Source organism: Deltaproteobacteria bacterium (assembly GCA_021737785.1).
GTDB lineage: Bacteria > Desulfobacterota > DSM-4660 > Desulfatiglandales > Desulfatiglandaceae > AUK324.
On sequence record JAIPDI010000016.1, the window covers coordinates 47362 to 61184 of the forward strand.

At 54.6% G+C, this 13823-nt stretch carries 10 protein-coding genes; 3 read left to right on the top strand and 7 right to left on the bottom strand.

Going from position 1 to position 13823, the window contains the following annotated elements:
- Positions 1-90 precede the first annotated feature (90 nt).
- From K9N21_09815 to K9N21_09830, 4 genes are all read right to left on the bottom strand, one after another.
- Positions 91-288 carry a rubredoxin gene (locus K9N21_09815; protein MCF8144204.1) on the bottom strand — a complete coding sequence of 66 codons (198 nt, stop codon included), beginning with the start codon at positions 286-288 and terminating at the stop codon, positions 91-93.
- A gap of 208 nt (positions 289-496) precedes the next feature.
- Positions 497-1738 (bottom strand): alpha/beta hydrolase, encoded by a 1242-nt coding sequence (locus tag K9N21_09820; protein MCF8144205.1) that lies wholly within the window; start codon positions 1736-1738, stop codon positions 497-499.
- A 23-nt stretch (positions 1739-1761) separates the two neighbouring features.
- Positions 1762-2319 (bottom strand): DNA-3-methyladenine glycosylase I, encoded by a 558-nt coding sequence (locus K9N21_09825; protein MCF8144206.1) that lies wholly within the window; start codon positions 2317-2319, stop codon positions 1762-1764.
- Positions 2320-2577: 258 nt separating this feature from the next.
- Complete coding sequence (locus tag K9N21_09830; protein MCF8144207.1) at positions 2578-3777, bottom strand: PLP-dependent aminotransferase family protein; 1200 nt, start codon at positions 3775-3777, stop codon at positions 2578-2580.
- Positions 3778-4188: 411 nt separating this feature from the next.
- Here K9N21_09830 and K9N21_09835 point away from each other — a divergent pair, with 411 nt between their 5' ends.
- The gene (locus tag K9N21_09835) at positions 4189-4971 is read left to right on the top strand and encodes an EcsC family protein (protein MCF8144208.1); all 783 of its coding nucleotides are present in this window, start codon (positions 4189-4191) and stop codon (positions 4969-4971) included.
- A gap of 20 nt (positions 4972-4991) precedes the next feature.
- On the opposite strand, the gene K9N21_09840 is transcribed toward K9N21_09835, so the two are convergent.
- Positions 4992-6719, bottom strand: coding sequence for a hypothetical protein (locus tag K9N21_09840; protein MCF8144209.1), 1728 nt, complete (start codon positions 6717-6719; stop codon positions 4992-4994).
- A gap of 325 nt (positions 6720-7044) precedes the next feature.
- On the opposite strand from K9N21_09840, the gene rmuC reads away from it, so the two are divergent.
- Both rmuC and K9N21_09850 read left to right on the top strand, forming a co-directional pair.
- Entirely contained in the window at positions 7045-8367 is a 1323-nt protein-coding gene (rmuC, locus tag K9N21_09845) for a DNA recombination protein RmuC (GenBank protein MCF8144210.1), read from the top strand.
- Between the two features lie 45 nt (positions 8368-8412).
- The gene (locus K9N21_09850; protein MCF8144211.1) at positions 8413-8895 is read left to right on the top strand and encodes a C-GCAxxG-C-C family protein; all 483 of its coding nucleotides are present in this window, start codon (positions 8413-8415) and stop codon (positions 8893-8895) included.
- A gap of 209 nt (positions 8896-9104) precedes the next feature.
- Here the strand turns inward: K9N21_09850 and K9N21_09855 are convergent, their stop codons facing one another.
- Positions 9105-10349: a DEAD/DEAH box helicase gene (locus tag K9N21_09855; GenBank protein MCF8144212.1), complete on the bottom strand. Its 1245-nt coding sequence runs from the start codon at positions 10347-10349 to the stop codon at positions 9105-9107.
- A gap of 719 nt (positions 10350-11068) precedes the next feature.
- A complete protein-coding gene (gene fdhF, locus K9N21_09860; protein ID MCF8144213.1) occupies positions 11069-13801 on the bottom strand; it encodes a formate dehydrogenase subunit alpha in 2733 nt (910 codons plus the stop codon).
- Positions 13802-13823 lie beyond the last annotated feature (22 nt).

The window sequence follows — 13823 nt, forward strand, 5'->3', positions numbered from 1 at the left end:
AAACCAGCGTTGCCTCAATATGCCAGCCAGTTGTCTTCAGTTGCCTTGGTCCGGCCCATTTCACAACTAAATGCCGCTTTGCCTCCCCATTTAAGCGGGAACTGAATATCTTTTCTCTCTGAAATGGACCTTTGCCCTCTGGCACCGAGGGCATGTCAACTGATCGCGAAGATCTTCAAAAGGGGTCCCTGGATCGCAGCCTATTTCCTTGCAACCCTTCTCAGGATCATACTCATAACCGCAGGGACACTGATAGCGGTGAACCTTCCTATATTTCTGATCGGCCATTTTTCCCCCTTCTCCCTGTGACACATTGAGCGTATCAGACTGAAGACTTGGACCTCTTCTCTGACATTCCTAAAGACTACCGGTCATCGGATCTGCCGTTGGCTCCATATATTTCGGCAAAGGGCAACAGTAAACGTTTTTTTACACACTTAAAATGTTAAGGATGTCCCTGCCGGTGATCAGCCGCGCGTGTAACGAGTCGGCCGAATCACATCGTTATGCCGTCCTTCATTTGTGTCGATGAAACTACTTCAATCCAATTCAGCATGACGTCAAGGGCAAGACCTATGTTCCCGATCTGACAATGATTATGGGCCTGATTCTCTTTTGTGAAGACCCTGGCGGTTACCGACTTGGCACTTGTCAGTGCTTTCACCTGCAGGTCGTGCATCTTAAACGGGACGAAATGATCGTCTTTCCCCGTGAGAATCAGTACATCCTGTTTCACCAGATCGGAATGAAGGTTATTTGCATTGAGATTTAGCATCAAATCGGTCGCTTCTATCGGCTCCTGTGCATTGGCGATATACATCAAATTGCCGATCATCCACGCAGGCATTCCGCCACGCTCAATCATCCTCTTCATCTTGTAGTTCGATAGCTTTCTCAGGCGCGCAAAGAAAAATTTCCCCACCTTTTCCGCAACAACATTATGGAACTTGGCATAGTCGAAGGCGACGCTTGATGCGATCACACGGGCTATGCGCGGTTCAAATGCTGCGGCTCTAAAACAAAGGTATCCTCCCATCGATATTCCGAGCCACGTCACCGCGTTGAGATTGAAATAATCCAATATGGCTTTAGCGGGCTTTTCCCATTCATAGTCAAAGGCGATCCCGTGCCTCCTGCGGGCCGCTCCTTGACCTGGGCCTTCAAAGCCGACAACGTCATAACCGTGTTCCGAAAAAACCACCATCATTGAATAGAATTCCTCAATGAATGAATCGAATCCGCCATGGAGGACTATTGTGCCCTTTTTCGGCTGGCTTTTTGCGGGTACGCGCATTGCCGGCAGAGCGCTATCTCCGTATGGAACATTCGATCGTTCGATTGCGTCCTTTCCAAAGGCCCTGTCGAAACAATCTTTGAATTTATCATACAGCGCATTTTTTTCGGCGTTGTCCGTCAGAATATAAAACTCAGCCGCCCTGAAATAAAAAGCGGCATTAACAAAGCGTTCTTCTGTGACCGCCTTTTCTCCAAGCCTGATCATCTCGGTTTTCCAGTCATCAAAGGACGCTATTTTATGCCCAGCTTCCTGCATGTCTTCAAATCTGGCGTAGCCAAGGGAATACCATCTGTTGAGCTGGAAATTAAAGACCTGATCCCTATGGAATTTGTGGTATTGAGCTGGGAACTCAAACCTGCCGGAGCTAATGTTATCCATACCATTTCTCTCTTTTGGCATAACACTGCCTTTCAGCGGGCGTCGTTTTTTGCCGCGATCCACTGCAAAAGCCTTCTTATGCATGATTATCGGAATTCAGGGTATCTAAAACACGAGACTAAATGATCATTCGCAAGGCCAACTGCCTGCATATATGCATATATGATGGTTGAACCAACGAAGGACATCCCTCTTTTTTTAAGGTCTTTGGAAAGTGCTTCGCTCTCGGCTGTTTTTGCAGGAACATCCTCGATCGTCTCTCGTTTGCCATTTATCGGTTTTCCACCCACAAACTCCCAAACAAAAGCATCAAAACTGCCGAATTCTTTCTGTATATTTATGAACACAATCGCGTTCTTTCTCGTGGCAAACACCTTAAGGCGATTGCGAATAATCCCTGGATTTTTCAACTGTTCTTCGAGTTCAGCATCAGTCATACGGGCGACCTTTTCAGGATCAAATCCCTTGAATACCTTACGATATGCCTCCCTTTTGCGCAAAACAGTTTCCCAACTCAATCCAGCCTGAGTACCCTCCAATATAAGCATTTCAAAATGTTTTCGGTCATCGTGTACTGGCACACCCCATTCTTCATCATGATAATGTTCCAAGGGGTTTGAATTAGCCCAATCACATCGCTTCATACATATACATCCCTTTTGCATAATCGCCGCGGATCAGCCATCATCGAGCATAGGCAAGCTTGCCTGCCTATGCCCGATGATGCCTGAATCCACTGGTGGTACCGACCGAAAGATATTCCTTGAGACGCTGGGAGAGGCCAGTGACCGGTTCACGGCTGCCATATATGCGTCTGTGCTCATTGTCAACTCCTGTAGAGGGGCTATGCCCGGTGCAATTCACAAATCAAGATGACCCCAATCCCATAAACTCACGTGATGTCAACTGTCCAATCTGCGTAAGAGATCTCCCAGCCTTTGGATTCCTTCCTGGATCCGGGATTCGGATACATAGCTGTAGCTCAAGCGCATATGATTTTTTCCCCCCCGGTGATGGTAAAACGCCGGGCCTGCCCCGTAGGCAACGGCCGCCTCGTCAATAGCCCGGGGCAAGAGTGCCTGAGTATCCATTTCCTCGGACAATGTGACCCAGGTATAAAACCCGCCCTCGGGCCGGGTCCAGCGGGCGCCGGCAGGGAAATGCCGTTCCAATGCGGCCAGCATCACGTCCCGCTTTCGGCGATAGAGCGCAACGGCCCTCTCTCTCTGTCGGTCGATCAAGCCTTCGGAGGCAAAGGCATGCGCCACATATTGGCCGATAGTGCTGGAACACTGATCCTGTCCCTGCTTGGCCAGGGCCATGGCCTCGATCAGAGGCCGGGGGGCTGTGGCCCATCCGATGCGGACGCCCGGGTTGAAGACCTTGGAAAGGGTATTGATATGGATGACCCGGGGGTCCAGGGCGGCGAGCAAGGGTGGGGCCTGGCCCTCGAATCTCAGATCGCGATAGGCTGCATCTTCCACAATGGGGACCCCGTATCGGGCCGCTATGGCAACGATCTCCTTTCGCCGGTTTTCGGGAATCGTCACCCCGGCCGGATTCTGAAACGAGGGCACCAGGTAGATGAATTTGGCCCTGAGGGACCGGCGCCTGAGTCCATGAAGCCGCTCTTCCAGCAGATCGGATCGCATCCCCTCATGGTCCAGGGGCACCCCGGCAAATTGCGCCTGGTGACTCCGAATGACATGGAGCGCGGCCAAGTAGGCAGGTTCGCCCACAATGACATGGTCCCCCGGATCCAGCAAGACCCTGCAGATCAGGTCCAGGGCTGCAATGCCGCCTGTGGTGACCAGGCATTCCGCGGTTTGGGCGGGCCTGCCCATCCGGGTCATATGACCGGCCAGCCATTCCCTCAACGGCGTGATCCCGTGGGTAGGCCCATACCCGAGGGCGGCGGCGCCCATCCGGGTGAGCACCTTTTCGAACATCTCACGGGTCTCTTCCAAGAGGAAGGTATCCGGGTCCGGGAGTCCGCCGGCAAAGGAAATGACCTCAGGCCGTTCAGCCAGCTTCAACATGGCAACCACATCTGAATGGCCCATTGATTCAATGCGGCCAGAAAAGAGTGCATTCCAATCCATAATATGTCCTTGAATCCTTTCCCGATGCCGGGTCTGGACGGAAACTGGATGAATGAAAAGGGGACAGCCCCTGCGGTTTGATACCATGATCCCGTCAGATCGGTACCTGGGCCGCACAGCAAGATTGATCTGCCCGGCGCGGTCAGAGGTCGGATGATGAAATCTTTGCCAATCATCGGTCGAATGCCGCTTATGATGTAAATTTCCAATACAAATCTACATGATCCCGGGTTGATCGTCAAAGGCTTAATTTTGAAGTGAAAGGGGCGGACGAAAGTGGATCTTTGGGTCAGACCTGGATTTGTCCTTTATGCGCGTTGCGCAGATTTCTTATATGACAGGGTCACAATAATTGGTGTAGAATACATAATATGGATTTCGTAAATTCCATTAATTCAAAGGGATACTCAAATGGGACTCTCATCCTCTGAAATTGAAGATCTTAAGACAGCCAAGGATATTTTGGAACATCCGGGTCTTGCCGCGAAGATCAGCACCATTGTCGGTTCACCGCTTGAAAAGGGTTTTTCAATGCTGCCCAAGAAGTGGAATTTGGTGGTGAATGACGCCGCAAGAAAATCAATCGAGACGGCGCTCAACGTTGCCCTGTGGACCATGGATCACAGCAAGCCGGAGTCGCGGCCATCAAACTGGTGGCATAAACTGGCGGCCGGTACCACCGGAGCGGCCGGAGGCGCCTTCGGGATAGCCGCGCTCGCGATTGAGCTGCCTGTGTCCACGACCATTATGCTCAGATCGATTGCGGATATCGCCCGAAGCGAGGGTGAGAATCTGGGAACCCCGGATGCGAGGCTTCAATGTATCCAGGTCCTGGCCCTTGGGGGTCGCTCAAAGAGCGATGACGCGGCGGAGACAGCATATTTTACGGCTCGAGCCGCAATGGCCAAGGCTGTCTCGGATGCCGCAGCCTATCTGACAAAAAAGGGGTTTTCCGATAGGGGGGCGCCTGCAATCGTTCGACTCATCGCCCAGATCGCCTCTCGCTTCTCCGTGGTGGTGTCTGAAAAGGCGGCAGCCCAGGCAGTGCCGATTGTCGGGGCCTTCGGCGGGGCCATAATCAACACGTTGTTCATCGATCACTTCCAGGACATGGGAAAAGGGCACTTTATCGTCCGGAGGCTGGAACGCCTTCATGGTCCGGAAGAGGTGAGGCGGATGTACGAAGCGCTCTGATACAGAAAGGCTGGCGGGGGCTAAATCCTGAAGGATACGTAGGTAAACCCCGATATGCGAATATGTTTAATGTCCTTAACGATATTTCTGAGCAAATAGAGGCCTAAGGTCTCCAGGTCCGACTCCTTGGTCCACCCGGATGAAAAGCGCGGACCTGCGCCATTCACCTCCCTCAGTTTCCTTCCGGACTGGATTTCTGCAAAGACCCCGTCGTCGTCCTTGACCACCCGGAACTTAACCATGTCGCTATCCTCTTGTCCCTCCAGATGAGAAACAACATGGATAAACACCTCCTCACAGGCCAGGTGGAGGGTAGATAGTTCCGTCGGGGTGAGTTTCAGGGTCTGCGCCCCCTCATTGAGCTTGTCCACAAGGACGGGCAACCGGGCTATTGACGGGGGCACGCCAAATGTCAGGCGGGGCTTGGGCATCAGGTGGAAGGCGGTGGAGAGAAGAATCGCGGCCAACCCCCCGGCTGCAATGCCGTTGTCGGTCAAGGGAGAGAGGGAAGGGGGGAGAATGCCTGGAAAGAAGGCCTGGCTCTCCGCAATCATCCCCACACAGACAGAGATGCCGACCATCAGGCCTATCTGGTTGTTGAGTCCGCTTTGCAGGATCAGTTGGAGTCCTGACTGGAACATCATGGCCAGAATCCCCACCAGGAATCCAGCAAACACAGGCTCCGGCATGTCCAGGATGACGGCACTCACCTTGGGCATGAACGCGAGGGTCATAATCAGCGCCACGGCGAACAGGCCGACGGATTTGGATGCAACTCCCGTCATCTTTAAAACAGGGATGTTCTCGCTGTAGGTCTCGTTGGGGAGGGTGCCGGCAAGTCCGGCAATCATATTGCTTACGCCGTCCGCATAGAGCGCCCCTTGAACCCGGTCATAATCCACTTTCTTGAAGTTCCTGATGGAAACGGCCTCCGCCAGCATGCAATTCCCGATGGTCTGAACCGCGTTCAATACGGTGATCACCATGAATGCCAGGAGAACAGGAAGATGCTTCAGTTCCAGATCCAGGGCAACCCCAGGGTAGGCGCCCTTTGGCAGGCCGACCCACGGGGAGGCATGCATGTGATGAAACTCCAGAATTTGAAAGCACCAGGCAATGAAATACCCGAATGCCAGGGTGATGATCGGGGCCCAAATCTTTAAGGCCTTTCCGCCGAAGATATTGATCCCGAGAAGGGAGGCGAGGGTGATGAGGCCCACCAGGAGATTTTTACCCGTGCCGTAATAAAAAGACCCCTTTTCTCCCATCCATTCATCGAGGGTTACGGGCATGAAACTGATCACGATGAGGAGGATAATGGTTCCCCCCACCGCGGGTGTGATGATGTGCCTCAGATATTTGAGAAAATAGGAGATCAACAGCTCCACGGGGGCGGAAAGAATGGCCATGGTGGCCACAAGGGCAAACCCGCCCAGCTGCAGGGCCTGAATCGTACAGGCAAGATAGGCCGAAGAAGACCCCATGAAGATCACCAGCCCCGCCCCAATCTTTCCAAAGCGCACCACCTGAATCAGAGTGCAGAGTCCGCTGACCGCTATGGCAGCGAAGGTCGCAAAGGCGATATGGTCCGGAGCGGCGCCCCCTAATCTCCCTGCTATCCCAGGAAAAAGGGCCACCTCGCCGTACATGACCAGCACATGCTGAACCCCCAGGATCATGGCCATCCACAGAGGCGGGGACTCGTTCAGTGCAAAGAGGAGTTTGTCTGTCCGGGCGTCTTGGCTCATGGCTTTTCAACAGGATCCGCAGGAGATGATTCGGATGGACTATCCGTTCTGCAGTTTCGCATGGATTTGCCTTTTGTTCCCTCCCCGTGGGGTTGGGAGGATCTCTTTTAGATAGTCTATCATGCCGCCGTGTTTTTGAAAAGAAGGGGATAGTCTCACATGCTTCGGGGGGATACCATGGAAAAATTGCATTTCTTCCATTTTTGGAGTGTGATATAGGGACCCATATTGAAACTCCGGATCAGCTGAAAAAATGGGGATCGGCTGGAAGTATTGGAGTGTGCCTTTGCCCCGGCAGGTTCAATGATGCGGCATGGAGGTAATAATGACAGAGACCCTTCTATGGATAGTCCTGGCGGTCGTCTCCCTGACTGCGGTCCTGGCGATCGCGTTGCTGGTTCGCCTCTCCCGGGGCTTTCAGGATGCCGGAAAAGAAGTTCGGGATGAGTTTCGTGCGGATCGGGAAGAAGCGCGAAGGGCCGGAAAGGAACTCCGCGAAGAGGTGTCCGCCGGCCTCAAGTCGACCGGCGAAACCCTTTCCCATACAGTAAAAAGTATGGTGCAGATCCAATATGCCCAGCTGGAAGGGATGACCAGGCAGCTAAAGGAAATTACCGAATCCAACCAAAACGGACTGGATCGTATCCGTGCCACTTTTGACTCCCGGGTAAGAGCGCTTCAGGAGGGGAATGAGAAGAAACTCGACGAGATGCGGAGGACAGTGGACGAGAAATTGCACGACACCCTACAAAAACGGCTTGGAGAGTCATTCAAACTGGTGAGCGACCGGCTTGAGGCGGTCCATAAAGGTCTTGGGGATATGCAGACCCTGGCCACGGGTGTGGGGGATCTCAAGCGAATGTTGACCAATGTGAAGGCGCGCGGCACATGGGCGGAGGTGCAGCTCGGAGCCATACTCGATCAAATTCTTTCAGTGGAGCAGTATCAGAAAAACGTCTGCGTAAGCGGCCGCTCGGCCGAGAGGGTCGAGTACGCTGTCAGGTTGCCGGGTCCGAAGGACGATCCGGAGAACTGTGTGTGGCTGCCGATTGACTCGAAGTTCCCTCAGGAGGATTACATCCGCCTTCAGGACGCTGCGGACAGGGCCGACCCGGAGGGGGTTCAGACGGCATCGGATGCCTTGGTGCGAGCAGTTCGGGCCGCTGCCAGGGAGATCCATGACAAGTATGTGAATCCACCCGGCACCACCGATTTTGCAATCATGTTTCTCGCGACCGAAGGATTGTATGCAGAGGTCTTGCGACAACCGGCCCTGGTGGACGACCTGCAACGGCGATTTCGGATCGTGCTGGCCGGTCCCACAACATTGGTGGCGATTCTGAGCAGCCTTCGCATGGGGTTCCAGACCCTCGCGATTGAGCAGCGCACCTCGGAGGTGTGGAGGGTCCTGGGCGCGGTCAAGACCGAGTTCGGAAAGTTTGGTGAGGTACTGGAGACGGTAAAGCGCCAGCTGAATACCGCAAGCCGTACCATCGAACAGACCGGCGTGCGCAGCCGGGCCATGGAACGTAAGCTCCGTTCTGTGGAGCAATTGCCAGAGGCCGAAGCATCGGATCTCCTTTCGCTGCCTGCCGAGGATATTGCAATGGAAGATAGAGAGAAAGAAGGAACCGATCCGGCTGTCTGACCGGAATCCGGGCAAAAAAATCCAACTTGTGTAAAGGAGTCGCTTTTGGAATCACAATTTGTTTCAAATGTTCGAAAGACTGCCGAGAATTCTTTCGATTCGGGCCTCTATTGTGCGGAAAGCGTTGTGCTTGCCCTTGCCGGGGCACAGGGGGTTGAATCCGACCTTTTGCCCAGGATCGCCACCGGGTTTTGCAGCGGCATGGGTCGAATGCGCGGCACCTGCGGCGCAGTCTCCGGCGCGATTATGGGCATAAGTCTTGCTCTCGGGCGGTCTGAAGCGGATAGGTCTGTTCAACCGTCATACGCTGCGGTGAATCGCCTTATCCGGGAGTTCGAACAGGCATTCGGGGCCCGCGATTGTCACGTTCTGCTGGGCTGCGATATTGCTACCCCGGAAGGCAAATCCATGTATCAGGAAAAAGGGCTGAGTCAGCGCTGCACCGAATTCACCGGCAAAGCAGCGGAAATCGCCGCGCGCATTATTTACGAGCACAATGAAGCCGCGGGCCCTGCCGCAACGCCTTGAGACAGCAAAAGGGACCTGAAGAGAACAGGGGTCGATCCAGTCTGTCTTGCGCCGAATTTCCCAGCCACCCATCCGGCATGTGAATCGTGGGCCGGGGGGTGTGAGATAGGATGACCCTCAGAATCGTCAAGTGAATGGCATCTGTGATGCAGATTGCCAGGCCCTAAAGGCCTGAGGGTGCACAGGCGGTCGCTGCAGCGGAAGAGAATTTAGTGGGGTCTCACCCCGATACGGCCCTTTGGGAGATGCTTCGTCTTTTTCAGACCGAACATTCCAGTGTCCCCGCGCCCATGTGATTTTGGAACGGGTTGCGCATATTTTGCGGGGGCCGGCGCATTGTAGTCAAAGTCCCCCAGGGTGCGGCGCTCGACCCTGGAGCCGATGACACGATCGATGGCGTTGACCATCTGTTTGTCATCACTGGTGATCAACGTGAACGCATCTCCGCTGTGGTCGGCCCGTCCGGTCCGGCCGATCCGATGGATATACGCATCCGTGGTGTTCGGCATATCGTAGTTGATAACGTGAGAGATTTGACGGATATCAATACCGCGTGCAGCAATATCCGTGGCTACCAGTACATGAAATTTTCCGTTGCGGAATCCGTCCAGCGCGGCCTGGCGACGTCCCTGGGAAAGATTTCCCTGCAGGGAGGCGGAATTGAATCCGGCCCTGGTCAGTTGTTCTCCCAGGCGCTTGGCGCGGTGTTTGGTGCGCGTGAACACCAGTACGGACCGGGAGTTGATATGCGCCAGAAGTCTCAGCAGGAACGCTGTTTTCAAGTGCTGCGCCACCGGGTAGTGGGCGTGGCTGACGGTTTCTGCCGGTGCGGTTTCCCCCGCCTTTATGGTGATCGGATCCAGGAGGATGTCTTTGGCCAGCCGATGAATCTCATTGGGCATGGTGGCTGAAAACAGAAGCGTCTGCCGCCCGGCCGGGAGATGTTTCAGTATTCGCCGGATATCCGGAAGAAATCCCATGTCAAACATATGATCCGCTTCGTCAATGACCAGCACCTCTACCCGGGAAAGATCTATGGTTCCCCGGTTCATGTGATCAAGGAGCCGACCGGGGCAGGCAACCACGATTTCCGCCCCCTGTTTCAGATTTCTGATTTGAGTGTTGATGTTCACCCCGCCGTAGACGGTAACACTTCTCATGCGGGTCTCTCTTCCCAGGCTGATAACCGCCTCATGAATCTGTTCAGCCAGTTCGCGAGTGGGAGCGATAATCAGGGCCCTGACAACCCCCCGTTTTCCCTTCATGAGCCGGTGTAAAATCGGCAGTGCAAAGACCGCCGTCTTACCGGTACCGGTCTGGGCCAGTCCCATGATGTCTCGTCCCTCCATGACCGAAGGAATGGCCTCGGTCTGGATGGGTGTCGGTGTAACAAACCCGGCGGCGGCAACACCTGCCGCGATGCTGGGGTTCAGATTAAATTCTTTAAAATCCATAATTCCTCTCTTGTGTTGAGCCGATCTCAGACGCCCGGTTGGATTACCCCTTTCCTTTAGGACCCGAAAGACATCGCCATAGGCTGGGCCTCGGGATGCATCGGTTCAAGGAGTGGATTCCGCCGTGGCAGATGCTGGTTTGGGCCTCGGGAATATACGTCACCCTGCTGAGAAGCCTTATTCCTCTCTTGGTGAATATTCCGACGGCACTTCTCTGAAACTGGAAACCTGTACTTTCGCTGGTCCCGCGGGTTGCGGGGGAGTGGCAGGATCAAACCCCTCAATAGAGGAGCAAAATGAATAGGATCGATAAGGAGGTGTTGAGATCGGCTATCTGTTCAATTAAAAAGCCCCGAACATATTCCGGAGCTTACGATATCGTCTTTTTCATCTTTTTATCCAGGAACAGCAATTACTTTATCCCTTCTATCCCATCGGGTACACCGTTGTCAAGCAAAAACGAAACAGGCCGGGGCCGGTATACCCATCCGGGGCCTGAACAAGGGTCACGGGCGACGTGATTCAGGAAAATCCGGATTCTGAAACCCGGAAATATATCGGCGTTATAAATATTGCGCACGGTCCGGCAGGGGCAGCGGGGCGGTCGTCGAGCGTTACGGCCCTTTGGGGTTGGAACTCTTTAAATGAGACCCCCCGGACTTCCCCTTATGGTATGGTCTCTATCACAGCCTCAAATATCGCGAATTTTCCGATTCCCGTCAGATTTTATCGATTCTGACGGCACAGACCTTGTACTCGGGAATCTGGGCCACGGGATCCAGTGCCGAATTGGTGAGCCGGTTGGCGGCCGCCTCGGCAAAATGAAAGGGGATGAATACCACGTCGCCGTTGACTTTTCCGGTGACGCGGGCAACGGTTTCAATCCTGCCCCGGCGAGATGTAACGGCGACGCTGTCGCCGTGTTCCACGCCCAGTTTTTGCGCCAGATCCGGGCTGATCTCCACCCATGCGGTGGGCACGTGCTCGTTCAGGGGTGCCGCCCTGCGGCTCATGCTGCCGGAATGATAGTGTTCCAATACCCTCCCCGTGGTCAGCGTGATCGGGAACTCCTCATCAGGCAGCTCTGCAGGATCGCGGTGTTGGCAGGGGGTGAACAGGCCTTTCCCGCGGACAAACCCTCCCGCGTGGAGGAAAAGCGTTCCAGGATGTCTCGAATCAATGCAGGGCCACTGTAATCCCGGTCCTGTTTCAAGGCGATTGTGGGAGATGCCGCCGTAGCTGGGCGTGAGCTTTGCGATCTCCTTCATAACGGCGGCCTGATCCCGATAACTCATCTTATAGCCAAGGCGCCTCGACAGCTCACAGATAATTTGAAAATCCTGTCTTCTCTCTTCAAGGGGATCAATGGCCTTTCGCACCATCTGGACCCTTCGCTCGGTGTTGGTGAACGTGCCTGTCTTCTCGGCAAAGCTGACTCCCGGAAGAATGACGTCGGCAAGGAGCGCGGTCTCTGTGGGAAAAATGTCTTGTACCACAAGGAAATCCAGATTCTTGAGGGCCTTTTCCACATGATTGATGTCCGGATCCGTGAGCATGGGGTTTTCTCCCATGATGTAAAGCGCCTTCAGCGTGCCCTCTTGAGCCGCCTCCATCATCCGGGTGACCGTCATGCCGATCCTGTTATTCAGCTTGACGCCCCATGCCTTTTCAAACTTCTGCTGAACCGAAAAATCGTCCACCTTTTGGTACCCGGGGTAGACATTGGGAAGCGCCCCCATATCGCACGCCCCCTGGACATTGTTTTGACCCCTCAGGGGATTTACTCCCGTGGATCTCCTGCCGATCTGGCCGCAGAGCATGGCAAGATTCGCTATGGAGAGCACATTGTCCGTACCGCTGGTGTGCTGGGTGATGCCCATGGCATACAGGATGGTGGCGCGTTCCGCCTTCGCATAGATACGGGCGGCCCGGCGCAGATCATCGGCCGGGATGCCGGTGATGCGCTCCACCTTCTCCGGCGTATACTCCCTGACCCCCTCCCTCACGGCCTCGAAGTTTTCACATCTCTCGTGGATGAATTCGCGGTTTTCGAGTCCTTCGGCGATGATGACATGCATCATGCCGTTCAGCCAGGCCACGTCCGTTCCGGGTCTCTGGTGGAGGCTCATCTCAGCAATGTCACAGAGTTCTATGTTTCTCGGTTCGATAACCATAAGCCTGGCGCCCCTTAACACGGCCTTCTTGATCTCAAGGGAGACAATGGGGTGGGTCTCGGTGGTGTTAGATCCGGTAACAAGGATACAATCCGAATCTATTATCTCGTCAATGGAGTTGGTCATGGCACCGGATCCGAACGCCTTTGCCAGACCTGCCACGGTGGAGGCATGGCAGAGGCGGGCGCAGTGATCCACATTGTTGGTGCCGACGGCCGCCCGCATGAATTTCTGAAACAGATAGTTCTCTTCATTGGTGGTGCGTGCGGAGGAGAAGCCGCCGATGGCATCCGGACCGTGTTCGGACCTGATCTTGAGAAGTCGCTGTTCCACAAGGTCGAGGGCCTCTTTCCAGGACACCCTCTCATAATCCTTCAGGGTGCCGGTCCCCTCCTTCTTGGGGACCCGTCGAACCAGGGGGTGGTTCAGACGATCAGCGGAATTGACAAAGCCCAGACCGAAACGGCCTTTGACACACAGGGTTGTGCGGTTGACGATATTCTTTTTCGCATCGGAGGAATCCACCTTCACAATCTCATTATTCCTGGTGCAGAGATCGAAGGTGCATCCGCATCCGCAGTAGGGACACGTGGTGTGCGTTTTTTTAAACTCCCATTCCCGGCCCTTGCCCAGCCGCGATCTTTCAACGAGGGCCCCCGTGGGGCAAAGGGCAACGCAATTGCCGCAGAACACGCAGTTGGAGTCGCGGAGTTCCGCGCCCATCGGGGTCGATACCATGGTTGAGAACCCCCGGCGGGCAAAGTCGAACACGTAGTTGCCCTGGAGTTCGGCGCATGCCCTGATACAGCGACCGCAGAGTATGCACTTGTTGTAGTCGCGCACATAGTAGGGGTTGTTGTAATCCGGCGGAAAGTCGTAGGGATCGCGACTTCGGTATCTTTCAATATCCACATTGTACTCATAGGAGTATTTCTGAAGATCGCATGCCCCCGACTTTTCACAGACGGTGCAGTCGTTAGGATGGGCGGACCAGAGCAGTTCCAGGACGATGCGTCTGGCCTGGCGTACTTTTTCGCTGTTGGTGTGAACGATCCTCTCCCCCGGAAGATCCCCGATCCGGGTGGCGCACGACGGCATGAGCGCTCGTGCGCCCTCCACTTCCACCAGGCAGATGCGGCACGCCCCTGTGGGCGCGAGCACATCGGTGTGGCACAGTGTGGGGATCTCAATCCCGTTTTCTTGAGCCAGCTCCAGGACCGTCCGGTCTCTGCCGGCCGTTATCGTTTTCCCGTCAATCGTGCAGGAAATATTTTCCATTGTGTTTCTCCAAAATGGGTAT

Coding starts and splice junctions, on each gene's coding strand:
- K9N21_09830 (MCF8144207.1), bottom strand. CDS start 3,777: ATGGATTGGAATGCACTCTTTTCTGGCCGCATTGAATCAATGGGCCAT.
- K9N21_09825 (MCF8144206.1), bottom strand. CDS start 2,319: ATGAAGCGATGTGATTGGGCTAATTCAAACCCCTTGGAACATTATCAT.
- fdhF (MCF8144213.1), bottom strand. CDS start 13,801: ATGGAAAATATTTCCTGCACGATTGACGGGAAAACGATAACGGCCGGC.
- K9N21_09855 (MCF8144212.1), bottom strand. CDS start 10,349: ATGGATTTTAAAGAATTTAATCTGAACCCCAGCATCGCGGCAGGTGTT.
- rmuC (MCF8144210.1), top strand. CDS start 7,045: ATGACAGAGACCCTTCTATGGATAGTCCTGGCGGTCGTCTCCCTGACT.
- K9N21_09815 (MCF8144204.1), bottom strand. CDS start 288: ATGGCCGATCAGAAATATAGGAAGGTTCACCGCTATCAGTGTCCCTGC.
- K9N21_09840 (MCF8144209.1), bottom strand. CDS start 6,719: ATGAGCCAAGACGCCCGGACAGACAAACTCCTCTTTGCACTGAACGAG.
- K9N21_09835 (MCF8144208.1), top strand. CDS start 4,189: ATGGGACTCTCATCCTCTGAAATTGAAGATCTTAAGACAGCCAAGGAT.